The organism is Methyloligella solikamskensis (genome assembly GCF_042676065.1).
Taxonomy (GTDB): domain Bacteria; phylum Pseudomonadota; class Alphaproteobacteria; order Rhizobiales; family Methyloligellaceae; genus Methyloligella; species Methyloligella solikamskensis.
On record NZ_JBHTJO010000002.1, the window covers coordinates 54,795 to 76,158 of the forward strand.

Here is a 21,364-nt window from a genome sequence, read left to right on the forward strand (position 1 = left end):
GGTCACTCTTCGCGCTTTTCGATATTTTCGCGCAATCGCAGTAAGACGCGATGTGCCTCCTCGATCTCCTTCACGCTTAGCCCGTCCATGAGTTCGTCGGTCATCGGCTCCCAGAGATCGACCGCTGCGTCGTAGGTCTCTCGGCCCCGTTCGGTCATCACGACGAGTTGCGCCCGCTTGTGATGCGGGTTCGGCACGAAGCTGACGAGCCCCTCCCGACTTAGATCGTTGACAATCCGCTGCACGTTCTGGCGGGCGCCGCCCATGTCCCGGGCCAGCCATGCGACCGGTCGTGGCGTTTCCGCCTCCGCAATGGCCCCGAGGATCTGCCAGCGGGCGCTCGTCAGTCCGAGCCCTTCCACGAGCCGGTCGCCCGCAATCAGCAGCCGGCTGTTCAGCCGGAAAAGATCAAGCACCAGAGCGGTCACGGCCTGACGGCCTGTAGAACTATTAATTGACATTAGTATCCATAGAACCGCTATGACATGATAGTGTCAATTGGAGGTTGTCATGCGGATTATTCATCCCATAGCTGGCGCGCTAGCGCTAATCATCATCGCGACGTTCTGGATGGCTACCGTATCGAGCGAGCTGTTCGGCTCCCTGGACGCGGTCGCGGCCGTAAAGACAGGCATCGCCTGGGGCTTGCTGTTGCTCGTCCCGTCGATCGCTCTGGCTGGCGGCACCGGATTCTTGCTGGCTAGGGGCTTCAGAAATGCACTGGTCGCGGCGAAGCAGAAACGCATGCCGTTAATCGCGGGCAATGGCCTCCTGATTCTGGTGCCCGCGGCTCTCTATCTGGCTTGGGCAGCCAATGCCGGGGCGTTCGATTCCACCTTTGTGACGGTACAGATTGCCGAACTCATCGCCGGCGCGGTCAATGTCACCCTATTGTCCCTCAACATGCGCGATGGGCTGCGGCTGACGGGCCGATTGAAGCCGGTAGCTCTATCCCGCCGAGCCGCCTGATGCAGTAACGCGAAATGCACCCCATCTATGCTATGAAACAAGCCATGGAGCAGAGCTTGCAAGGAAAACGCGTCCTTCTGATCGTGGGTGGCGGCATCGCCGCCTACCGCACGCTGGACCTCGTCCGCCGTTTGCGCGAACGGGGCGCGGAGACGCGCGCGATCCTGACGAAGGCTGGCGCGGAGTTCGTGACGCCCCTGTCGCTCGCCACGCTCACGGCCAACAAGGTCTTCACCGAGCTGTTCGATTTGAATGACGAGGCGGAAATCGGTCATATCAGCCTGGCTCGCGAAGCCGATCTGGTGCTCGTCGTGCCCGCAACCGCCGATCTCATGGCCAAGATGGCCCACGGTCAGGCGAATGATCTTGCGACCACGGTGCTGCTTGCCACCACCGCGCCGGTCCTTGTCGCGCCCGCTATGAACGTCCGCATGTGGGAGCATACGGCCACCCAGCGGAACGTCGCCCGGCTCAAAGAAGATGGCTGCCGCTTCGTCGGTCCTCAGGAGGGCGACATGGCCTGCGGCGAATACGGCTTCGGCCGCATCGCCGATACGCCGGATATTCTGGCCGCCGTCGAGAACGTCTTCGCCGAAAGCGCCCAAGGCCCGCTCTCCGGCAAGCACGTGCTGATCACCGCCGGCCCGACCCACGAGCCCATCGATCCGGTGCGCTATATCGCCAACCGGTCCTCCGGCAAGCAGGGCTATGCGCTCGCCCGCGCCGCTTCCTCTCTAGGCGCCCGCGTGACCTTGGTCACCGGGCCGACGGCTCTGAAGGCGCCCGACGCCGTCAACGTCATCCATGTGGAGCGTGCCGCGGAGATGCTCGAGGCGGTTCAGCGTGCGCTTCCCGCCGATATCGCGGTCATGGCCGCCGCCGTCGCCGATTGGCGCTGCGCCGGCGAGGCCGACCAGAAGATGAAGAAGCGGGAAGGCCAGGAGACCCATTCGGTCCCGCTCGCTCGCAACCCGGACATTCTGGCGACGATCGCGCAAAGCGGCCCGAACCGCCCACCCCTGGTCATCGGCTTTGCCGCCGAGACCGAGAACGTCATCGAGAACGCGACGACTAAGCGCCAGAAGAAGAATGCCGACTGGATCGTCGCCAATAACGTTTCGCCCGCCACTGGCATCATGGGCGGTGACGCGACCCGTATTCACCTGGTGACCGAAAGCGGTGTCGAGGACTGGCAGCCCATGGGCAAGGACGAGATGGCGGAAGCGCTGCTCCGCCGCGCCGCCGGCACGCTTTCCGGGCTTCGCTCCGCCGCCGAATGAGTGCTATTGCACCGTCGATGAGCACCCAATCCGTATCCCTGAAACTGACCTGGCTGCCTCATGGCGAGGGGCTGCCCCTGCCGGCCTATCAAAGCGAGGCTGCAGCCGGGTTCGATCTTCTGGCGGCCGTGCCGGAAGGCGAGGACATCCAGCTTCGCCCCGGCGAGCGCCAACTCATTCCGGCCGGCTTCTCCATGGAGTTGCCTAAAGATTTCGAGGCGCAAGTTCGGCCGCGCTCCGGGCTCGCCTTCAAGCACGGCGTGACCGTGCTCAACAGCCCCGGCACCATCGATGCGGATTATCGTGGGGAGGTGAAGGTCCTACTGATCAATCTGGGGCAGGAGGATTTCGTGATCCGGCGCGGCGAGCGCATCGCCCAGATGGTCATCGCGCCTGTGACCCGCGCCGAGATCGCCGCCGTGGTCGAGCTCTCCGAGACGGCCCGCGGCCAGGGCGGCTTCGGCTCCACGGGACGGTAGAGATGTTCTCCGACGAAGAAATCGAGCGCTATAAGCGCCACCTGGTCCTGAAAGAGATCGGTGGGGACGGGCAGCAGCGCCTGAAGCGCGCACGGGTGCTCATCGTCGGCGCAGGTGGGCTCGGCTCGCCGCTTCTCATCTATCTCGCCGCCGCCGGGGTCGGCACCATCGGTCTCGTCGATGACGACACCGTCAGCCTCGACAATCTTCAGCGCCAGATCGCCCATGAGACGGGCGCGGTCGGTGAGCCGAAGACCGAGAGCGCCGCACGGCTCGTGCATCGGCTCAACCCTCATGTCGAGGTGAAGACCCATCAGACCCGGCTCGATGTCGACAATGCGCTTTCGCTGATCGAGGGCTACGACATCGTCGCCGACGCGTCCGACAACTTCACCACCCGCTACCTGCTCAACGATGCCTGCTATTTCGCGAAAGTCCCGCTGGTGTTCGCGGCCCTCGGCCCCTTCGACGGGCAGCTCACGACCTTTCGTGCCTTCGAAGAGAGCGCCGACGGCAATCCCAACCCCAACTATCGCTGCCTTTTCCCGGAGCCGCCCCCGCCTGGCACTGTCGCCCCGTGCGCGGAAACCGGCATTCTCGGCGCCGTGGCCGGAGTCATGGGCACCCTCCAGGCGGTCGAGGTTCTGAAAGAGCTGACCGGCACGGGCGAAAGCCTCGTCGGCCGCCTGGTCCTCTACGACGCCCTCGCCACGCGGTTCTCGACCATGCATTACGCCTGGGACCCGGAAAATCCGCTGAGCGGCAGAAACGCGAAATTCACCGATCTCAGCCATCTGAAAGCCTGAAGGCCGAGCAGGGCTGAGAAAGGGCAAGAGAAAGGCATGTCGCCGCGGGGCCGAAACCGTGGACGGCTGCGCCGCGTCTCTATCCCGTACGGTCCCGGTTGAGATAGGAAGAGACATGCGCTTTCTTGGGGGAGGCCTAAGGCAACACGTCATGGCCAACGAAAAGCTGAACGTGCGCTGCTGCGTCGTGGGCGGCGGACCCGCCGGGATGATGCTCGGCTATCTACTGGGCCGCGCCGGCGTCGACGTGCTGGTGCTTGAGAAACACGCCGATTTCCTGCGCGATTTCCGCGGTGACACCATCCACCCCTCCACCATGCAATGCCTCTACGAGCTGGGGCTGCTGGACGCGTTTCTGAAGCGGCCCCATCAGGAGGTCCGCGAGATCGGCGCCGATATCAGCGGCAAGCGCTACGAGATCGCCGATTTCTCACATCTGCCGGTGCATAAGCGCTGCATCGCCTTCATGCCTCAATGGCACTTCCTCGACTTCCTGGCCGGGGAGGCGAAGGCGATCCCGAATTTCAAGCTCCGGATGGAGACCGAGGTCACCGATCTCGTCTGGGACGGTCACCGTATCGCGGGCGTCCGCGCCAAGCACGGCGACGACCGCCTCGATATCCGCGCGGATCTGGTCGTCGGCTGTGACGGCCGCCACTCCACCGTACGCGCCAAGGCGGGGCTTCAGGTCAACGATCTTGGCGCGCCCATGGATGTGCTCTGGATGCGCATCCCGAAAGAGCCCGACGCCGAGGGCGGGACCCTCGGCTATATCGGTGCCGACGGCTTCCTGGTGATGCTCGACCGCGGTGATTACTGGCAATGCGCCTTCGTCATCGCCAAAGGGAATTTCGAGGCGGTGCAGGCGGAAGGTATCGAAAGCTTCCGCGACAGGCTCGTCCGGATCAATCCGGAGATTTCGAAGAACGTACAGGCACTTGCGAGCTTCGACGATGTGAAGCTGCTGACCGTCACCGTGGACCGGATGCAGCGCTGGTACCGGCCGGGTCTGCTCTGCATCGGCGATTGCGCCCATGCCATGTCGCCCATCGGCGGCGTCGGCATCAATCTGGCGATCCAGGATGCGGTCGCGACCGCAAATATTCTGGCTGAACAGCTTCGCGACGGACCGGCCGCCGTCGGCCTGCTCGACGAGGTGCAGCAGCGCCGGCAATGGCCCACCCGGATGACCCAGTCCCTGCAGATCTTCCTGCAGAACAAGCTCATCAAGCCGCTGCTGGCCCAAACGAGTGCGCCAAAGGCACCGCTCGCCATCAAGCTGTTGAACTGGATCCCGCCGCTCCGCCGTATTCCGGCGCGCATTATCGGCATGGGCTTCCGGCCTGAGCATATTCGCTGCCGCGAGGTGCTCACCCCGCCTGAGAAAAAGAGCTAGGCGCTCCACCACGTCATCCTGAGGCGCTCGCGAAGCGAGCCTCGAAGGAGACCTGGCCCGAACCTGTCGCCCATCCTTCGAGGCTCGGCGAAAAGCGCCGAGCACCTCAGGATGACGTCTCCGATGCGGAGCAGGCTCTGCAGCCTAGAACATCGCGGGATGCACGCGATCGGGCGGGGAATGTCCGTCCAGGAAGGTCTTGATGTTGATGATGACCTTCTCGCCCATATCGATACGGCCCTCGATGGTGGCCGAGCCCATATGGGGCAGCACGACGACGTTGTCGCTCTTCAGAAGCCGCGGATTCACCGCCGGCTCGTGCTCGAACACGTCCAGCGCCGCACCTGCGATCTCGTTGTTCTCGATCATGCGGGCGAGCGCGTTCTCGTCGATAACCTCGCCGCGCGCCGTGTTGACGATATAGGCAGAGGGCTTCAGCAGGGCGAGGCGCCGTGCCGAGAGAAGATGATAGGTCGCCGGCGTGTGGGGGCAGTTGACCGAGATGATGTCCATCCGGGCCAGCATCTGATCCAGGCTGTCCCAATAGGTCGCGCCGAGCTCCTGCTCGACCTCCGGGGCCACCCTCCGGCGGTTGTGATAATGCACCTGCAGGCCGAAGGCCCGGGCGCGCCGGGCCACCGCCTGGCCGATCCGGCCCATGCCGACGATGCCGAGCCGCTTGCCGAAGATGCGGTGGCCGAGCATCCAGGTCGGCGACCAGCCGGCCCAGTCGCCTTCGCTCTTCAGAAGATGCGAGCCTTCCGCCAGGCGCCGAGGCACCGCAAGGATCAGCGCCATGGTCATGTCGGCCGTATCCTCGGTCAGCACGCCCGGCGTGTTGGTCACCAGGATGGACCGGTTCCGCGCCGTCTCCAGGTCGATATTGTCCACGCCCGTGCCGAACTGGGCGATCAGCTTGAGGTTCGGGCCTGCCTGGCTCAGCACAGACCGGTCGATCTTGTCGGTCACCGTGGACACCAGCACATGGGCCGTCTTCACCGCTTCGATCAGCTCGTCGCGCGAAAAGGGCTTGTCATCCAGATTGAGCTTGGCATCGAATAGCTCGCGCAGGCGCGTCTCCACCACCTCGGGCAGCTTACGAGTGACAATCACAGTGGGTCGTTCGGAATCCATAATCCATCCTGTCGAGACTTCGCTCTCGGTGGTGAACGCCGCCGCGGGACCTTTCCAGGCGGCAATTCGCCGCTTTCTCTAACAGAAGCGAATGCAACAGATAAGGCCCATGTGCGCGGAACGCCAGGATTGTGCGGTTAACGCCACGTTCCCTTCACTTTTCTGGCTCACCAGAGGCGGGGCGGTCGGCGCCGCGGCGGGGCTGATCGAGGCTTTTCTTTCCGAATGAGGCAAGTGTGAAAAGACGAAGCGCTGCGATTTTTCTCGGGGTCCTCGTGAGCGCCGCATTGGCCGCCGTGGTGATCGCGTCCGACGGGTCGCCGCTCGGGGCGGCCGAAGGAAAGGGCAGCGATAGCGGCCTCCCCGTGCCGCGCTTCGTGAGCCTGAAGGCCGACCGGGTCAATGTCCGGCGCGGCCCCAGCACCGACCAGGCCATTTCCTGGGTGTTCTCCCGGGCCGGCCTTCCCGTCGAGGTGATCGCCGAGACCGTCAACTGGCGGCGCGTCCGCGACAGCGAAGGCTCCGACGGCTGGGTGTTTCATAGCCTCTTAAGCGGAAGACGCACCGTGCTGATTACGCCCTGGGCCAAAGAGAGCGAATCCGTTCCCCTCTATAGCCGGGACTCCACGAGCTCCGGCGTCGTGGCCGAGCTCCAGCCAAACGTGCTGGGCGACATCGAATCTTGCGATGGGGAATGGTGCGAGATCGTCGTCGGCGATTATAGCGGCTACGTGCAGCAGGAGATGCTCTGGGGCGCCTATCGCGGCGAAGTCGTCAACTAAGAGAGAAAATTAGACAGAGAGAAAATCAGACAGAGCGAAAAAAGCGGCGAACACGCCGAGTCGCTTAGCTTGTGCGCTTGAGCCGCACGAGGACATCCACCCGCGAAACGGTCATGCCCTCGGGCACTTGCGGGAGCCCCTGGATGGAAATCTCGCCATGCTCGATATCCATAAGCTCGCCCGATTGCTCGCAGAGGAAGTGATAGTGGTTCGAGGTGTTGGTATCGAAATAGGTCTTCGACCCTTCCACCGCGACCTCGCGCAAAAGCCCGGCTTCCGTGAACTGGTGCAGGGTGTTGTAGACCGTGGCAAGCGACACCGGCAGATTCTGCGACTGCACGGTTTCGTAAAGCATCTCCGCGGTCACGTGACGCTCTTCGCCGTCGAACAGCATCGTGGCCAACGCCATGCGCTGCCGGGTCGGGCGCAGGCCCGCCTCGCGCAATAGCTTGCCGATATCCTTATTGCTCTGCGTTACGCTCATGGGCTGGGAATATAAGAGGAAGCCTTGATTCCCGCAATGCGGGCTGAACACGCTATGATCGGCTGGTTAAGCCAGGAAAAGTTGTCCGTTGCAAGGCGTTCGGGCGCTTCTGTCATAGTGGGCGCTCTCAAGCCGTTTTGCCGGAAGTCGTTTTGCGCCCCGGCACGTCCGTCAAAGGGTTTTGGCTTCTGATCGACTGTGATAGGTAACGCGGCGACTGTCAGACCCGGACCGCATCGCGATGGAACGCTTGATATGCGCCGGCGGAAATAAAGAAGGACTGTGCATGACCGAGCGTCGCGCTCAATTCGACTACGAGGATCTCCTTGCCTGCGCCAGAGGTGAGCTCTTCGGCCCTGGCAATGCGCAACTGCCGCTGCCGCCTATGCTGATGTTCGATCGCATCTCCCAGGTGGTCGAGGAGGGCGGTGAGCATGGCAAGGGCCAGATCCGGGCCGAGCTCGATATCAAGCCCGATCTCTGGTTCTTCCCGTGCCACTTCAAGGACGATCCGGTCATGCCGGGCTGCCTTGGACTGGATGCGCTGTGGCAGCTCCTGGGCTTCTTCCTCGGCTGGCTTGGCGCGCCGGGCAAGGGCCGTGCGCTTGCCGTGGGTGAGGTGAAATTCTCCGGCATGGTGCTGCCAACCATGAAGAAGCTGGAATATATTGTGGATCTGAAGCGGGTGATCCGCCGCAAGCTGACCCTCGGCATTGCCGATGGGACTTTGCTTGCCGATGGCGAGGTGATCTACCAGGCGAAGGATCTGCGGGTCGGCCTATTCACGGCCGAGCAAGAAGCGGCGGCCACCGCGTGAGCGGAGCCCGACCGGCAATCGATTTCAACTCTAAAGGCTCCGTCGAGGGATACCCATGAGGCGAGTGGTCGTGACTGGAATGGGCGTGGTTTCGTCCATCGGTAACAACGCCCAAGAGGTGCTGGCGTCTCTGCGCGAGGCCAAGTCCGGATTGGTGAAGGCCGACGATTATGCGGAGCTCGGATTCCGCTGTCAGGTGCATGGTGCGCCCAGCCTCGACTGGCAGGAGGCCGTCGACCGCAAGATCCGCCGCTTCATGGGCGCAGGCGCTGCCTGGAACTATGTCGCCATGGAGCAGGCGATTCAGGATGCGGGTCTCGAAGAAGACGAGATCTCCGACGAGCGCACCGGTCTGATCATGGGCTCCGGCGGCCCGTCGACCCGCGCCATCGTGAACGCGGCTCAGACGACCCTGGAGAAGGGGCCGAAGAAGGTCGGCCCGTTCGAAGTGCCGAAATCCATGAGCTCCACGAATTCGGCCACGCTTTCAACGCCTTACCACATCAAGGGCGTCAGCTATTCCATCTCGTCCGCCTGCTCGACCTCCGCCCATTGCATCGGCAATGCGGCCGAGCTCATCCAGCTCGGCAAGCAGGATCTGGTCTTCGCCGGCGGTGGCGAGGAGCTCGACTGGACCCTCTCGGTCCTCTTCGACTCCATGAACGCAATGTCCTCGGACTTCAACGATCAGCCCGAGAAGGCGAGCCGCGCCTATGACGAGGCCCGCGACGGCTTCGTCATCGCAGGCGGCGCAGGTGTGGTGATCCTGGAGGAGCTGGAGCACGCTAAGGCCCGCGGCGCCAAGATCTATGCCGAGCTCATCGGCTACGGCGCCACGTCCGATGGCTACGACATGGTGCAGCCCTCGGGCGAAGGTGCGGTGCGCTGCATGCGCATGGCCATGCAGAACCTGAACGGCGACAAGATCGACTACATCAACCCTCACGCCACCTCCACGCCCATCGGCGATCTGCGCGAGATCGAGGCGATCCAGGAGGTGTTCGGCGACGACATACCGCCGATCAGCGCGACCAAATCCCTGACGGGCCATTCGCTCGGCGCGGCAGGCGCCCATGAGGCGATCTATTCGCTTCTCATGATGAACAACGGCTTCATTTGCGAATCCGCCAACATCGAAAATCTCGACCCCGCCTTTGCCGATATTCCGATCATTCGCGACCGGAAAGATGACGTGGACCTCAATTGTGTGATGTCCAACAGCTTCGGCTTCGGCGGTACCAACGCAACCCTCGTTTTCCGGCGCTATGATGGCTGACACAGACGCTTGGGAAACGCTCCACCACGAAAACTAGAGCAAGTGCCATGACCACAGAGAAACACGACATCGCCGAGCCCGGACCGCTCATGAAAGGCAAGAAGGGGCTCGTCCTGGGCGTTGCCAACGATCGATCCATCGCGTGGGGCATCGCCAGGGTGCTGGCAGGTCAGGGCGCCGATCTCGCCTTCACTTATCAGGGCGAATCCTTCGGTCGCCGCGCCAAGCCGCTGGCGGAGTCGACCGGCGCCACCATCATCGAGCCTTGCGATGTCGAAGACTACGAGAGCGTGGAGCGTGTTTTCGACAGGATCCGTGAGGAGTGGGGCAAGCTCGATTTCGTGGTGCATGCGCTCGCCTTCTCCGATCGCACGGAGCTGAAGGGCCGGTATTGCGATACCAGCCGCGCGAACTTCTCCCGCACCATGGAGATCTCGTGCTTCTCGTTCACCGAGATCGCCCGGCTCGCAGCCGATCTGATGACGGACGGCGGGTCGCTCCTGACCCTGACCTATGGCGGCTCCAACAAGGTCGTGCCTTGCTACAACGTCATGGGCGTAGCGAAGGCGGCCCTGGAAGCGTCCGTGCGTTATCTCGCCTCCGATCTCGGCGGCAAGGGCATCCGGGTCAACGCTCTCTCGGCAGGTCCCATGCGGACCCTGGCCGGTGCCGGGATCTCCGACGCGCGCATGCTGTTCCACTATCAGGCCGACAATTCGCCCATGGGCCGCACGCCCACCCTCGATGAGGTCGGCGGCTCGGCCCTCTACCTGCTTTCCGATCTCTCCGGCGCCGTCACCGGCGAGGTGCATTTCGTCGATTGCGGCTACAGCACCATCTTCATGCCAAGTCTGGAATCTATGAAGGCGGCCACCGGCGAGGAGACCGACGACGAGAAGGCCGAAAAAGCGGCTGCCGCGTCGTCCAAGGGCGCGTCCCGCGAGCCCGTACAATAGGCCTCTCGGCAATCTAGGGAGTAAGTTGGATGGTTGAACTCGTGTTTACAGCATGCCTCCTGGCCGGGGGCGGAGACTGCCAGAAGGTGACCATTCCCATGGAGAAGGTCGAATCCATCAGCGCCTGCATGAAGGCGGCACCTGAACGCATCAAGGATTGGCAGACCGACAATCAGGACAAGATGGTTGCCGGCTTCTCCTGCAAAAAGGTGTAAGCCTGTCGGCATCGAATGCCATCAGACAAAAGAAAGGCCGCCCCGTGAGGCGGCCTTTTTTGTATCTGGCTTCTAGGTCTGGTGGGAGAGAGGCCGAACCGGCCTCCCGTCAGCGACCCGGCTAGCTGGCGTCTTCCGCCTCCAGCTCCTTGCCGGTCTCCTGGTCCACGACCTTCATGGACAGGCGGACCTTGCCGCGGTCGTCGAAGCCGAGCAACTTCACATAGACCTTGTCGCCTTCCTTCACGACCTCGTCGACGGTCTTCGGACGTCCTTGGGTCAGCTGGGAGATATGCACCAGCCCGTCCTTGGGACCGAAGAAGTTCACGAAGGCGCCGAAATCCATGATCTTCACGACCTTGCCTTCGTAGATCTCGCCGACCTCCGGCTCTGCCGCGATGCCCTTGATCTTGGCGATCGCAGCCCGGATGGACTCGCCGTTGGGCGAGGCGATCTTCACCGTGCCGTCGTCGGCGATGTCGATCTTCGCGCCGGTCTCTTCCACGATGGAGCGGATGACGGAACCACCCGTGCCGATCACTTCGCGGATCTTGTCGGTCGGGATCTGCATCACCTCGATGCGCGGTGCGAACTCGCCGACCTCGGGCCGTGCGGTGTTCAGCGCCTTGTCCATCTCGCCCAGGATATGCAGCCGGCCGTCCTTCGCCTGGTTCAGCGCGACCTGCATGATCTCCTCGGTGATACCGGTGATCTTGATGTCCATCTGCAGCGAGGTAACGCCCTCTTCCGTACCGGCGACCTTGAAGTCCATGTCGCCGAGATGATCCTCGTCGCCGAGGATGTCGGAAAGAACGGCGAAGTCGCTCTCTTCCTTGATGAGGCCCATGGCGATACCGGCCACGGGACGTGTGAGCGGCACGCCCGCATCCATCAGAGCAAGCGAGGAGCCGCAAACGGTCGCCATGGAGGACGAGCCGTTGGACTCGGTGATCTCCGAGACCAGGCGCAGCGTGTAGGGGAAGTTCTCCTTCGCCGGCAGCACCGGATGGATCGCCCGCCAGGCGAGCTTGCCATGGCCGATCTCGCGACGGCCCGGGGAGCCCATGCGGCCAACTTCACCCACCGAGAAGGGCGGGAAGTTGTAGTGCAGCATGAAGCTTTCCTTGTAGGTGCCTTCCAGGGCGTCGACGAACTGCTCGTCCTCACCGGTGCCCAGCGTGGCGACTACGAGGGCCTGGGTCTCGCCGCGGGTGAACAGGGCACTGCCATGGGTACGGGGCAGGATGCCGACTTCCGAGACGATCGGCCGGACCGTGGAAAGGTCGCGCCCGTCGATACGGGACTTGGTCGACAGGATATTGCCGCGCACCACGTCTTTCTCAACGCTCTTGAAAGCGCCGGAAAGCTTGGCGGCGAATGCGCCGTCGTCGTCCTCGGGAACCAGCTCCGCGGCAACCTTGTCCTTCACCGCCGCGATGGCGTCGCGGCGCTCGGTCTTGGTCGTGATGGCGTAAGCATCGCGAAGACCGCTCTCGGCCATCTCGCGAACCTTTGCCGTCAGCTCCTCGGCACCTTCGTCCTGCGGCACGTCCCAGGGCTCCTTGGCGGAGTTCTGGGCCAGCTTGACGATGGCGTCGAGCACCGGCTGGAAGCCCTTATGGCCGAACATGACCGCGCCGAGCATGACGTCCTCGGGCAGCTCTTCCGCCTCGGATTCCACCATCAGCACCGCGTCCCGGGTGCCGGCGACCACCAGGTCGAGCTTGCTGTCGGCGAGCTCGTCCAGGGTCGGGTTCAGCACGTACTCGCCGTCGATATAGCCGACGCGGGCCGCACCGATCGGGCCCAGGAACGGAATGCCGGAGATGGTCAGGGCCGCCGAGGTGGCGACCATGGCGACCATGTCGGGATCGTTCTCCAGATCGTGGGAGAGAACCGTCGCGATCACCTGGGTCTCGTTCTTGAAGCCCTTCGCGAAGAGCGGACGGATCGGACGGTCGATCAGGCGCGAGGTCAGCGTCTCTTTTTCGGTGGGACGGCCTTCACGTTTAAAAAAGCCGCCAGGAATCTTACCGGCGGCGAATGTCTTCTCTTGGTAGTTCACAGTCAGCGGGAAGAAATCGATCCCGGACCGGGGCTCTTTGGCGGCAGTCGCCGTAGCGAGCACCGTGGTCTCGCCGTACTGCACCACGACGGCGCCGTCGGCTTGGCGGGCCATGCGGCCGGTCTCAAGCTTGAGAGGGCGGCCAGCCCATTCGATTTCAACGGTCTGCGGATTGAGCATGATGTTTATCTCGATTCGGATGTTATCGGTCTGACGCGCCGCCCGGATTGGCAGCGCGCGAAAGCCCATCCGTCACGGTGCGGCCCCTGCCGCAACGCCGTGACGGATCGGCTTGGCAAATCACCGGCGAATGCCCAGACGGCCGATCAGGGTCTGGTAGCGCTCGACGTCGCGATCCTTGACATAGTCGAGCAGCCGGCGGCGTTGGCTCACCATCTTGAGCAGGCCGCGCCGGGAATGGTTGTCGCCGGCATGGCTCTTGAAATGTTCGGTGAGGTTTCCGATCCGCTCGGTCAGGATTGCGACCTGAACTTCGGCGGATCCGGTATCGCCAGGTTTCGTGGCGTATTCTTCGATAAGCTCTTGCTTGCGCTCAGCGCTAATCGACATCGGGTTCTCCTTATGAAATGTCTGAATGGCAAATCGCGGTCAGCCGGGAAAGTTGAACACCCGGGTGGGCCGCATCTCGCCTCGGTCAACTTCACCAACCGCCACGAGGCGCCCTCGGGAGGTGGCGTAGGCAGGCCCTTCGATGATGGGTGCGTCCCGGCCTCTGATCAGCACGGGCTGGCCCCTTCTGAGCCTCGCCGCGTCATCGCCGCTGATGGCGAGCGCCGGGATGTCGTCCAGCGCTGTCTCCAACGGCTCTAGCTGCCCCAGAAGGGCATCGCGGCCGGCGGCACTATGTCCTAACTCTTCCAGCTTTGCCAGTGAAATTGCGGCACTCTCGGTAAACGGGCCGACCCGTGTCCGCCTGAGCGCCGAGACATGGCCGCGGGACCCCAAATGTCGCGCGACATCGCGGGCGAGGGACCGGATATAGGTGCCTTTGCCGCATTGGGCCTCAAGCACGGCGTGGTCGGAATCGGGCATCTCCACCAGCTCCAGCCGGTCGATAGTGACCTTGCGGGCGGCGAGCTCGAAATCGCTGCCCTCCCGGGCCAGATCGTAGGCCCGCGCGCCATCCACCTTGAGGGCCGAATAGCGCGGTGGGATCTGTTCGATCTCGCCGGTGAAACGGGGCAGGGCCGCTTCGATCGCGGCGGCGTCGGGGCGCACATCGCTGGTCTCTCCGATGGCGCCTTCCGCATCGTCCGTCTCGGTCTCTGCGCCGAAGCAAATCGTGAAGCGATAGACCTTCGTGCCGTCGACCACGTAGGGCATTGTCTTGGTGGCTTCGCCGAAGCCGATGGGGAGGATGCCCGTCGCCAGCGGGTCTAGTGTCCCAGCATGGCCGGCCTTCTGAGCGTTGAAGAGATAGCGCAGCTTGCCGACCGCCTGGGAGGAGGTCATGCCGACCGGCTTGTCGAGGACCAGCCATCCATGGACCGGAAATCCTTTGCGTCGCCGCGCCATTAGCTGAATGCCCTTAGCCGCCGGCTAATCTTCGTCGAGATCGCGGGTCACCTCGGGCGAAGCGAGGATCTCGTCGATCCGCTGGGAGGTCTCGAAGCTGGCGTCCCGGCGGAAGCGGATCTCCGGCATGTAGCGAAGCTCCACCCGCTTGGCGAGCTCGCCGCGGAAGAACTTGGCGTGCTTCTGAAGGTGGTCGACCACCTCTCTCACCTCGGTGCCGCCCAGCGGCATCACATAGGCGGTCGCCAGCTTCAGATCCGGCGACATCTTCACTTCAGGCACGGTGATGGTATGCCGCTCGATCACCTCGTCCATCAGCTCACCCCGGGTGAGAATGTCCGACAAGGCGTGGCGGATAAGTTCGCCGACCTTCAGCTGGCGCTGTGAGGGGCCTTTGGCCTTTTGGCGTGTCATGAGGAAAGAGTCCTCTTGAAAGCGGCTGCCTGTCGCGCCGCCGAAATCATTGAATGAAAACAGATGCTCTGGTTGTCATTGCCCGACTTGATCGGGCAATCCAGTAGCCACTGTCTAAGCGCTATAACTCACGCAGTGGTTACTGGATCCCCGCTTTCGCAGGGATGACAGCCGAACGCGTGGCAACGCGTCGAGCAGACGCTCTAAAGCGTCCGCTCCACATGCTCCACGGTGAAGCACTCGATGACGTCGCCTTCGCGCATGTCCTGGTAGTTCTCGAAGGCCATGCCGCATTCCTGGCCGGTCTGAACTTCCTTCACCTCGTCCTTGAAGCGCTTCAGGGTCGAGAGCTTGCCTTCGTGCACCACGACATCGTCGCGGATTAGGCGGACATGGGCGCCGCGCTCCACCTTGCCCTCGGTCACCTGGCAGCCGGCCACCTTGCCGACCTTCGAGATGTGGAAGACCTCCAGGATCTTCGCATTGCCGAGGAAGGTCTCGCGCCGATCCGGCGAAAGCATGCCGGACATGGCGTCCTTCACGTCGTCGACCAGATCGTAGATCACCGAGTAGTAACGGATCTCCACCCCGGCCTTCTCCGCCGCCTGGCGGGCCTGGGCATTGGCACGGACATTGAAGCCGAACACGATGGCGTTCGAGGCCGCTGCCAGCGAGATGTCGGACTCGGTGATGCCGCCGACCGCCGAATGAACGGGGCGCGCCCTCACCTCATCGGTGCTGATGTTGTCCAGCGCCGAGGTGATCGCCTCGACGGAGCCCTGCACATCGCCCTTGATGAGATAGGGGAACTCCTGCGCGCCGCTCTCTTTCAGCTGATTCATCATCTGCTCGAGAGAGCCGCGCTCGCCGGCGACGGCGAGTTTCTTGCGGCGCTCGCGCTGACGGTAATCGGTAATCTCGCGGGCCCGCGTCTCGTTCTCAACGACGGCGAACTGATCGCCCGCCTCAGGCGCGTTATCGAAGCCGAGAACCTCGACCGGAACGGACGGGCCTGCCTCGTCGACCTGCTCGCCGTGATCGTCGATCAGCGCCCGTACCCGGCCCCAGGAGGTGCCGGCCACGATGATGTCGCCGCGCTTCAGGGTGCCGCGCTGCACCAGCGCCGTACCCACGGGGCCGCGGCCGCGCTCCAGCTTGGCCTCGACGATGACGCCGTCGGCCGCCCGGTCCGGGTTGGCCTTGAGCTCCATCACCTCAGACTGCAGAAGCAGCGCTTCCAGAAGCTTGTCGAGATTGGTGCGCTTCAGCGCCGAGACCTCGACCTCCAGCGTATCGCCGCCCATGCTCTCCACCACGATCTCGTGGCTGAGCAGGTCGGTGCGCACGCGGCTCGGATCGGCGCCCTGCTTGTCGATCTTGTTGATCGCGACGATGATCGGCACGTTCGCCGCACGGGCGTGATTGATCGCCTCCACAGTCTGGGGCATCACGCCGTCGTCCGCCGCCACCACCAGCACTACGATATCGGTCACCTTGGCGCCGCGGGCACGCATGGCGGTGAACGCCTCATGGCCCGGCGTGTCGATGAAGGTGACCTTCTGACCCGCTTCGCCAGCCTCGAGCTGGTAGGCGCCGATATGCTGGGTAATGCCGCCGGCCTCGTGGCCCACCACGTCGGTGGTGCGCAAGGCGTCGAGCAGCGAAGTCTTGCCGTGGTCGACATGGCCCATGATGGTCACGATCGGCGCACGGGACTTCAGATCCTCTTCGGCATCCTTCTCGCCGATGAAGCCTTCTTCCACATCGGCCTCGGACACGCGCCGGACCGTGTGGCCGAAATCCTCGGCGATGAGCTGCGCGGTATCGCCGTCGATCACATCGGTGATCTTGTGCATCTCGCCGTCCTTCATCAGGAACTTGATGACGTCGACGCCGCGCTCGGCCATGCGGTTCGCCAGCTCCTGAATCGTGATCACGTCAGGAATGGTCACCTCGCGGATGATCTTCTGCTGGTTCTGCTGGGCCGGCTGTTTCTTCTGACGCTCGCGATGGCGCTTCAGCGAAGCAAGGCTCCGCTGGCGCTGATCCTCGTCGAGCGCATTCGTGATGGTGAGACGTCCGCGCACGCGCCGATCGTCGCCGCGACGGCTGGGCGACGGGGTCTTCTTGCGCTCAGGCACGCTGGGTTTCTCGGCCGATTTCGGGCTGGCCTTGCGCTGCGGCTTCTCGTCTTCCTCTGCCACCTTGGCCTGGGCGCGGGCCTTGGCCTCGCGCTCTTCTTCCAGACGGCGCTCGCGCTTGGCGGCTTCTTCCGCCTCCCTGGCGGCGGCACGCTCGGCGGCGCGCTGTGCCTCGATCTCTTCGCGTTCGCGCTGCTTCACGTCCCGCTCCTTGGCGTTGGACAGTGCGCGAGCACGGGCATCCCGCTCCTCGTCGGAGAGGGATTTCAGAACCACCTTCTTGTCCTGGGCCGGCGCTTCGCGCTTGGCTTCAGGCTTCGGTGCGGGCTTGGCTTCCTCTTTGGCCTTCGGCGCAGCGGGCTTCGTCTCGCGCTTCGCCTGGGGCTCTTCGGACGCCGCCGCGCCGCCGCTCCCGATGGAGCGCCGCTTCTTCTTCTCGACAAGCACGGATTTGCTTCGCCCATGGCTGAAGTTCTGGCGCACATGCCCAGACTCAACAGTTCGGCGTACGTTGAGGCTCAGCTTGTTGCGCGATCCGCGCGATGTCTTTTCGTCGGTCTCGTTCGTATCACTCATTCCGTGTCCGTATCTGGCCCGATGGAGGCCTCAAACGCGCCGCTGCCGAGAAAATAGCGCTCCGCGCGATTGGCGGCTTCGATGAAGTTCTTGGCCGCCCCGCCTCGGGCAAGGGCTGCATGTATCACATTTGGCCGGCCTAGAACCAAACTCAATTGCTCCGCGGTAAATCCCCGGATGGGCGGCAGGGTCTGATGCTCGGCCCGCGCCCGGAATTTGGCATCCAGTTTCTTGCACCCGTCTTCCGCGGCATCGCTCGCATGAACCAGGGCAAGAACCCGATCTCGCTTGATGGCGGCTTCGACCTTGGCGAAGCCGCATGTGACTTCGCCAGCCTTATTCGCGAGACCGAGTGCCGAAAGTGCTGCTTCGTTTAGCATTTGCCCGACACGATCAGCAAGGCCGGGGGGCACCTTCAGGGATGTCTTGAGGCCGCGGCCGAAGGCATTGCGCTTGGCCGCCTCCGCCACGGATGCGTGGTCCGCGGTGATCCAGACCCCGCGGCCGGGGAGCTTTTCCTTCAGATCCGGCACCGCCTCGCCGTCAGGCGAGGCGACGAACCGGATCAGCTCATGCTTTTCGCGGGACGCTCGCGTGAGGGCACAGCGGCGCAGGGACGGAGAATCCTTCTCCGCCTCCGCCGTAGGGCTTGTCTCTGCCTGTGCCAGCTCTTGCAACAGCGTATGCTCCCAGCGCGAACACGGCTACGCGTCCGCGGTGTCCGTATCGGCATCGTCGGCCGGCGTCTCGCCGGAGTCGCCTTCCGATGCCTCGGTTTCCTCTTCGCCTTCGCCTTCGGCCTCTTCTTCAGGCTCGGGCTCCGGCTCCGGCTCTTCCTCGATCCAGCCCGCCTTCACACGGGCGGCCAGGATCATGTCTTCGGCGTCCTGCTTGCTCACGTTGAAGCCTTCCAGAATGCCATCGTAATGGGTCGTCTCGCCGTCCTTGCGCTCGTTCCAGCCGGTCAGGTCGTCGGTCGCGCAATCGGCCAGATCCTCGACGGTCTTCACGTCGTTCTCGCCGAACGCCACCATCATCGGCGTCGTGACGCCGTTCACCTCGGCCAGAGCATCGTCCACGCCGAGCTCCTTGCGCTTGGCGGTCATCTCTTGCTCGATCCGGTCCAGATACTCGCTCGCGCGGGCCTGGATCTCGCTGGCGGTCTCGTCGTCGAAGCCCTCGATGGAGGCGATTTCGTTCTCCTCCACGAAAGCCACTTCCTCGATGGACGAGAAGCCCTCCGAGGCCAGAAGCTGGGCGATGACCTCGTCCACATCCAGCGCTTCCATGAACATCTGCGACCGCTCGGCGAACTCCGCCTGGCGGCGCTCCGATTCGTTCGCTTCCGTCATGATGTCGATGTCCCAGCCCGTGAGCTGAGAGGCGAGGCGCACATTCTGGCCCTTGCGGCCGATGGCCAGCGAAAGCTGCGCATCGGGCACCACGACCTCGATGCGTTCGGCATCTTCGTCGAGCACGACCTTGACCACCTCGGCCGGCGCCAGCGCGTTCACGATGAAGGTCGCGGCGTCTTCCGACCACTGGATGATGTCGATCTTCTCGCCTTGAAGCTCGTTCACCACCGCCTGGACGCGGCTGCCGCGCATACCGACGCAGGCGCCGACAGGGTCGATGGACTGATCCCGCGAAATCACCGCGATCTTGGCGCGGCTGCCCGGATCGCGCGCCACCGACTTGATGGTGACGATGCCGTCGTAAACCTCCGGCACTTCCTGGGCGAACAGCTTCGCCATGAACTCAGGATGTGTGCGCGACAGGAAGATCTGCGGGCCGCGCTGTTCGCGCCGCACGTCATAGACATATGCGCGGATACGATCGCCGTAGCGGAAATTCTCCCGCGGCAGGGTCTCGTCCCGGCGCACGATGGCTTCCGCCCGGCCGAGATCGACGATCACGTTGCCGTATTCGACCCGCTTCACGATGCCATTCACGATGGTGCCGACGCGGTCCTTGTACTCCTCGTACTGGCGCTCGCGTTCAGCATCGCGCACCTTCTGCACGATGACCTGCTTGGCGTTCTGGGCGGCCACGCGGCCGAAATCCAGCGGCGGCAGCTCCTCGGCAATGAAGTCGCCGATCTGCGCTTCCGGATTGCGCCGGCGGGCGTCCTCCAGAGAGATCTGAGTCGCCTCCATGGTCACGTCTTCGGAGACCTCCAGCAGACGCTCCAAACGGATCTCGCCGGTCCTCGGATCGACCTGGGCGCGGATCTCGTTCTCGCTGCCGTAGCGGGACTTGGCCGCCTTCTGAATTGCGTCTTCCATCGCCGCGATGACGACGTCTTTCTCAATCGACTTCTCGCGCGCGACCGCATCCGCGATCTGCAGGAGCTCAAGCCTGTTGGCGCTAATACCCGCCTCAGCCATGTGCCTTTGCCTCCGGTTCTATCAAACGATGGGCAGCCGGTTCGGGCTGCGCTGACGGTTCCTAATGGGCCTTACTGCGCGAAAGATCCTCGCGCAGACTGTCCTTGTCGCTCACCAGCTTGGCCTCTTCGATCATCGAAAAGGGCAGGCCGATCACCTGTGCTTCGCCGCCTTTCTCGAGCTGCACGATCATCCGGGCCTCGCCGTCCTCGGCACCGTCGATCACGCCGCGAAAACGCTTGCGGCCATCGATGCCTTCGGAAAGCTCGACCTTCGCCTCGTAGCCGAGAAAGGTCTCGAAATCGCTCGGCCGGACCAGCGGTCGGTCCATGCCGGGCGAGGAAACTTCTAAATTGTACGCTCCGGGCAGAGGATCGTGGGCGTCGAGCACCTGCGAAAGCTCCCGGCTGATGGTCGCGCAATCGTCGACCGTCATGGTGTCGCCGGGACGCTCCGCCATCACCTGAACCGTGCTGCCGCCTTCGCCGGACATCTTTACGCGAACGAGCCGGAAGCCGAGCTCCTCGAGCACGGGCTCGGCCAGATCGGCAATCACGCGGGCATTCCCCGTCTCACGGGTGAAACGCCGCTCCAGGCTGGGCGTCAGGTTCGACATCAACGTCACAATCCTCGCTGAAAGCGAGAACCCGCGATGGTCTCGAAAAGGCCCGGCTCCCAAGAGACCGATGGACCTAACAAAAAGGAGCGGGCCGCGGCCCACTCCTGATGGAGACCATTCATGAGTTCTGACGGGTAATATACGCCGTTTTCTGGGGAGTTCAAGAAGTTGTCCCCGCTTGCGGACCACGCCTGAAGCGGAGATAGCCGCAAACCCGGCCCGCAGCCTTGGCTTTCTTCTCGTAGCGGGTCTCCGGCCAGTCCTCTGGACGCTCCCGCCAATCGGAGGGGCGTTCCGCGAGCCATTCGAGCTCCTCGAACTTCCGGGCCGTGAGCAGGGTGCGAGCCAGATATTCGGCGCTGTCGCTCCCCAGCCGGAATTCTCCGCCGGGCTTCAAGACGCGCACGATCTCGGCAACCGTCGAGCGCCGGATCAGCCGCCGCTTGGCATGGCGCTTCTTCGGCCAGGGATCGGGAAACAGAACGAAGACGCGGGCGATGGAAGCGTCGGGCAGCCAGGCCAGCACGTCCCGCGCATCGTCGTCATGCACACGGATATTGGTCAGGCCAATCCGTTCCGCATGGCCCAGCAGCGAGGCCACGCCGTTCATGAAGGGCTCGCAGCCGATCAGCCCGATCTGCGGGTGATGCTCCGCCTGCCAGATCAGATGCTCGCCGGCCCCGAAGCCGATCTCTAGCCAGGCCTCTTCCGGATTGCCGGGAAACAGCGCCGAGGGGTCCGGTGCCGGACCGGAAAGATCGAGCCGCAACTCCGGCAGCCGGGTCTCCATCAGCTTCTCTTTGCGCGGACTCAGGCGATGGCCTTTCCGCCGCCCATAGGAGCGAAGGCCTTCCGGCTTCTGCTTGCCGGCTCCCGAATCGCGCTGATCCTGCGTCAAACTGCCCGCCTCAAAAATGCTTCCCATACGCCTGTTCGCACCAAAAAATTCCAATTTCAAATCGGCGGGGAAACTCTTCTTCCTTAGCCGCCGAATCCGCTGGCCCGGCGCCCGAAATTCCACTATCGGCGCTC

The 21,364-nt window shown here is 63.6% G+C and carries 22 protein-coding genes; 10 read left to right on the plus strand and 12 right to left on the minus strand.

What is annotated here, in order from left to right:
* Positions 1-2: 2 nt before the first annotated feature.
* Complete coding sequence (locus tag ACFQ2F_RS13255; protein WP_379090832.1) at positions 3-461, minus strand: MarR family winged helix-turn-helix transcriptional regulator; 459 nt, start codon at positions 459-461, stop codon at positions 3-5.
* A 49-nt stretch (positions 462-510) separates the two neighbouring features.
* Between ACFQ2F_RS13255 and ACFQ2F_RS13260 the strand changes: the two genes are divergently transcribed.
* The 5 genes from ACFQ2F_RS13260 (at position 511) to ACFQ2F_RS13280 (ending at position 4,930) form a co-directional block, all read left to right on the plus strand.
* Positions 511-969 (plus strand): hypothetical protein, encoded by a 459-nt coding sequence (locus tag ACFQ2F_RS13260; RefSeq protein ID WP_379090834.1) that lies wholly within the window; start codon positions 511-513, stop codon positions 967-969.
* A 44-nt stretch (positions 970-1,013) separates the two neighbouring features.
* Positions 1,014-2,249: a bifunctional phosphopantothenoylcysteine decarboxylase/phosphopantothenate--cysteine ligase CoaBC gene (gene coaBC / locus ACFQ2F_RS13265; RefSeq protein ID WP_379090836.1), complete on the plus strand. Its 1,236-nt coding sequence runs from the start codon at positions 1,014-1,016 to the stop codon at positions 2,247-2,249.
* Between the two features lie 17 nt (positions 2,250-2,266).
* Positions 2,267-2,728, plus strand: a complete 462-nt coding sequence (gene dut, locus ACFQ2F_RS13270) for a dUTP diphosphatase (RefSeq protein WP_379090838.1) — start codon at positions 2,267-2,269, stop codon at positions 2,726-2,728.
* A 2-nt stretch (positions 2,729-2,730) separates the two neighbouring features.
* Positions 2,731-3,534, plus strand: a complete 804-nt coding sequence (locus ACFQ2F_RS13275) for a HesA/MoeB/ThiF family protein (protein ID WP_379090842.1) — start codon at positions 2,731-2,733, stop codon at positions 3,532-3,534.
* Between the two features lie 151 nt (positions 3,535-3,685).
* Positions 3,686-4,930 carry an FAD-dependent oxidoreductase gene (locus ACFQ2F_RS13280; RefSeq protein ID WP_379090844.1) on the plus strand — a complete coding sequence of 415 codons (1,245 nt, stop codon included), beginning with the start codon at positions 3,686-3,688 and terminating at the stop codon, positions 4,928-4,930.
* Positions 4,931-5,074: 144 nt separating this feature from the next.
* Here ACFQ2F_RS13280 and ACFQ2F_RS13285 read toward each other — a convergent pair whose 3' ends face one another.
* The gene (locus ACFQ2F_RS13285) at positions 5,075-6,064 is read right to left on the minus strand and encodes a 2-hydroxyacid dehydrogenase (RefSeq protein ID WP_379090846.1); all 990 of its coding nucleotides are present in this window, start codon (positions 6,062-6,064) and stop codon (positions 5,075-5,077) included.
* A gap of 275 nt (positions 6,065-6,339) precedes the next feature.
* Between ACFQ2F_RS13285 and ACFQ2F_RS13290 the strand changes: the two genes are divergently transcribed.
* Positions 6,340-6,846, plus strand: a complete 507-nt coding sequence (locus tag ACFQ2F_RS13290; protein WP_379090848.1) for an SH3 domain-containing protein — start codon at positions 6,340-6,342, stop codon at positions 6,844-6,846.
* Positions 6,847-6,910: 64 nt separating this feature from the next.
* Here the strand turns inward: ACFQ2F_RS13290 and irrA are convergent, their stop codons facing one another.
* Entirely contained in the window at positions 6,911-7,330 is a 420-nt protein-coding gene (gene irrA / locus ACFQ2F_RS13295; RefSeq protein WP_379090850.1) for an iron response transcriptional regulator IrrA, read from the minus strand.
* A 286-nt stretch (positions 7,331-7,616) separates the two neighbouring features.
* On the opposite strand from irrA, the gene fabA reads away from it, so the two are divergent.
* From fabA to ACFQ2F_RS13315, 4 genes are read left to right on the plus strand one after another with little or no spacing between them, the layout of a single operon-like run.
* On the plus strand, positions 7,617-8,147 hold the full coding sequence (gene fabA, locus ACFQ2F_RS13300; RefSeq protein WP_379090852.1) for a 3-hydroxyacyl-[acyl-carrier-protein] dehydratase FabA: 531 nt from the start codon (positions 7,617-7,619) through the stop codon (positions 8,145-8,147).
* Positions 8,148-8,202: 55 nt separating this feature from the next.
* Positions 8,203-9,423, plus strand: a complete 1,221-nt coding sequence (gene fabB / locus ACFQ2F_RS13305; protein WP_379090855.1) for a beta-ketoacyl-ACP synthase I — start codon at positions 8,203-8,205, stop codon at positions 9,421-9,423.
* A 47-nt stretch (positions 9,424-9,470) separates the two neighbouring features.
* Positions 9,471-10,379: an enoyl-ACP reductase FabI gene (fabI, locus tag ACFQ2F_RS13310; protein WP_379090857.1), complete on the plus strand. Its 909-nt coding sequence runs from the start codon at positions 9,471-9,473 to the stop codon at positions 10,377-10,379.
* A 29-nt stretch (positions 10,380-10,408) separates the two neighbouring features.
* Positions 10,409-10,594, plus strand: a complete 186-nt coding sequence (locus tag ACFQ2F_RS13315; protein WP_379090859.1) for a hypothetical protein — start codon at positions 10,409-10,411, stop codon at positions 10,592-10,594.
* Positions 10,595-10,715: 121 nt separating this feature from the next.
* On the opposite strand, the gene pnp is transcribed toward ACFQ2F_RS13315, so the two are convergent.
* The 9 genes from pnp to trmB form a co-directional block, all read right to left on the minus strand.
* The gene (gene pnp / locus ACFQ2F_RS13320) at positions 10,716-12,839 is read right to left on the minus strand and encodes a polyribonucleotide nucleotidyltransferase (RefSeq protein ID WP_379090861.1); all 2,124 of its coding nucleotides are present in this window, start codon (positions 12,837-12,839) and stop codon (positions 10,716-10,718) included.
* 120 nt (positions 12,840-12,959) lie between these two features.
* The gene (rpsO, locus tag ACFQ2F_RS13325; RefSeq protein WP_379090865.1) at positions 12,960-13,229 is read right to left on the minus strand and encodes a 30S ribosomal protein S15; all 270 of its coding nucleotides are present in this window, start codon (positions 13,227-13,229) and stop codon (positions 12,960-12,962) included.
* A gap of 39 nt (positions 13,230-13,268) precedes the next feature.
* Entirely contained in the window at positions 13,269-14,195 is a 927-nt protein-coding gene (truB, locus tag ACFQ2F_RS13330; RefSeq protein ID WP_379090868.1) for a tRNA pseudouridine(55) synthase TruB, read from the minus strand.
* Positions 14,196-14,219: 24 nt separating this feature from the next.
* Complete coding sequence (rbfA, locus tag ACFQ2F_RS13335; protein ID WP_379090870.1) at positions 14,220-14,609, minus strand: 30S ribosome-binding factor RbfA; 390 nt, start codon at positions 14,607-14,609, stop codon at positions 14,220-14,222.
* A 203-nt stretch (positions 14,610-14,812) separates the two neighbouring features.
* Positions 14,813-17,326 carry a translation initiation factor IF-2 gene (infB, locus tag ACFQ2F_RS13340; protein WP_379090872.1) on the minus strand — a complete coding sequence of 838 codons (2,514 nt, stop codon included), beginning with the start codon at positions 17,324-17,326 and terminating at the stop codon, positions 14,813-14,815.
* A complete protein-coding gene (locus tag ACFQ2F_RS13345; RefSeq protein ID WP_379090874.1) occupies positions 17,323-18,003 on the minus strand; it encodes an RNA-binding protein in 681 nt (226 codons plus the stop codon). Before ACFQ2F_RS13345 ends, infB begins: the two co-directional genes overlap by 4 nt.
* 27 nt (positions 18,004-18,030) lie before the next feature.
* Positions 18,031-19,713, minus strand: coding sequence for a transcription termination factor NusA (gene nusA / locus ACFQ2F_RS13350; protein ID WP_379090876.1), 1,683 nt, complete (start codon positions 19,711-19,713; stop codon positions 18,031-18,033).
* 61 nt (positions 19,714-19,774) lie between these two features.
* The gene (rimP, locus tag ACFQ2F_RS13355; protein WP_379090878.1) at positions 19,775-20,329 is read right to left on the minus strand and encodes a ribosome maturation factor RimP; all 555 of its coding nucleotides are present in this window, start codon (positions 20,327-20,329) and stop codon (positions 19,775-19,777) included.
* Between the two features lie 163 nt (positions 20,330-20,492).
* A complete protein-coding gene (gene trmB, locus ACFQ2F_RS13360) occupies positions 20,493-21,257 on the minus strand; it encodes a tRNA (guanosine(46)-N7)-methyltransferase TrmB (protein WP_379090880.1) in 765 nt (254 codons plus the stop codon).
* Positions 21,258-21,364: the final 107 nt, after the last annotated feature.

Coding starts and splice junctions, on each gene's coding strand:
- ACFQ2F_RS13255 (WP_379090832.1), bottom strand. CDS start 461: ATGTCAATTAATAGTTCTACAGGCCGTCAGGCCGTGACCGCTCTGGTG.
- ACFQ2F_RS13260 (WP_379090834.1), top strand. CDS start 511: ATGCGGATTATTCATCCCATAGCTGGCGCGCTAGCGCTAATCATCATC.
- coaBC (WP_379090836.1), top strand. CDS start 1,014: ATGGAGCAGAGCTTGCAAGGAAAACGCGTCCTTCTGATCGTGGGTGGC.
- dut (WP_379090838.1), top strand. CDS start 2,267: ATGAGCACCCAATCCGTATCCCTGAAACTGACCTGGCTGCCTCATGGC.
- ACFQ2F_RS13275 (WP_379090842.1), top strand. CDS start 2,731: ATGTTCTCCGACGAAGAAATCGAGCGCTATAAGCGCCACCTGGTCCTG.
- ACFQ2F_RS13280 (WP_379090844.1), top strand. CDS start 3,686: ATGGCCAACGAAAAGCTGAACGTGCGCTGCTGCGTCGTGGGCGGCGGA.
- ACFQ2F_RS13285 (WP_379090846.1), bottom strand. CDS start 6,064: ATGGATTCCGAACGACCCACTGTGATTGTCACTCGTAAGCTGCCCGAG.
- irrA (WP_379090850.1), bottom strand. CDS start 7,330: ATGAGCGTAACGCAGAGCAATAAGGATATCGGCAAGCTATTGCGCGAG.
- fabA (WP_379090852.1), top strand. CDS start 7,617: ATGACCGAGCGTCGCGCTCAATTCGACTACGAGGATCTCCTTGCCTGC.
- fabB (WP_379090855.1), top strand. CDS start 8,203: ATGAGGCGAGTGGTCGTGACTGGAATGGGCGTGGTTTCGTCCATCGGT.
- fabI (WP_379090857.1), top strand. CDS start 9,471: ATGACCACAGAGAAACACGACATCGCCGAGCCCGGACCGCTCATGAAA.
- ACFQ2F_RS13315 (WP_379090859.1), top strand. CDS start 10,409: ATGGTTGAACTCGTGTTTACAGCATGCCTCCTGGCCGGGGGCGGAGAC.
- pnp (WP_379090861.1), bottom strand. CDS start 12,839: ATGCTCAATCCGCAGACCGTTGAAATCGAATGGGCTGGCCGCCCTCTC.
- rpsO (WP_379090865.1), bottom strand. CDS start 13,229: ATGTCGATTAGCGCTGAGCGCAAGCAAGAGCTTATCGAAGAATACGCC.
- truB (WP_379090868.1), bottom strand. CDS start 14,195: ATGGCGCGGCGACGCAAAGGATTTCCGGTCCATGGATGGCTGGTCCTC.
- rbfA (WP_379090870.1), bottom strand. CDS start 14,609: ATGACACGCCAAAAGGCCAAAGGCCCCTCACAGCGCCAGCTGAAGGTC.
- infB (WP_379090872.1), bottom strand. CDS start 17,326: ATGAGTGATACGAACGAGACCGACGAAAAGACATCGCGCGGATCGCGC.
- nusA (WP_379090876.1), bottom strand. CDS start 19,713: ATGGCTGAGGCGGGTATTAGCGCCAACAGGCTTGAGCTCCTGCAGATC.
- rimP (WP_379090878.1), bottom strand. CDS start 20,329: ATGTCGAACCTGACGCCCAGCCTGGAGCGGCGTTTCACCCGTGAGACG.
- trmB (WP_379090880.1), bottom strand. CDS start 21,257: ATGGGAAGCATTTTTGAGGCGGGCAGTTTGACGCAGGATCAGCGCGAT.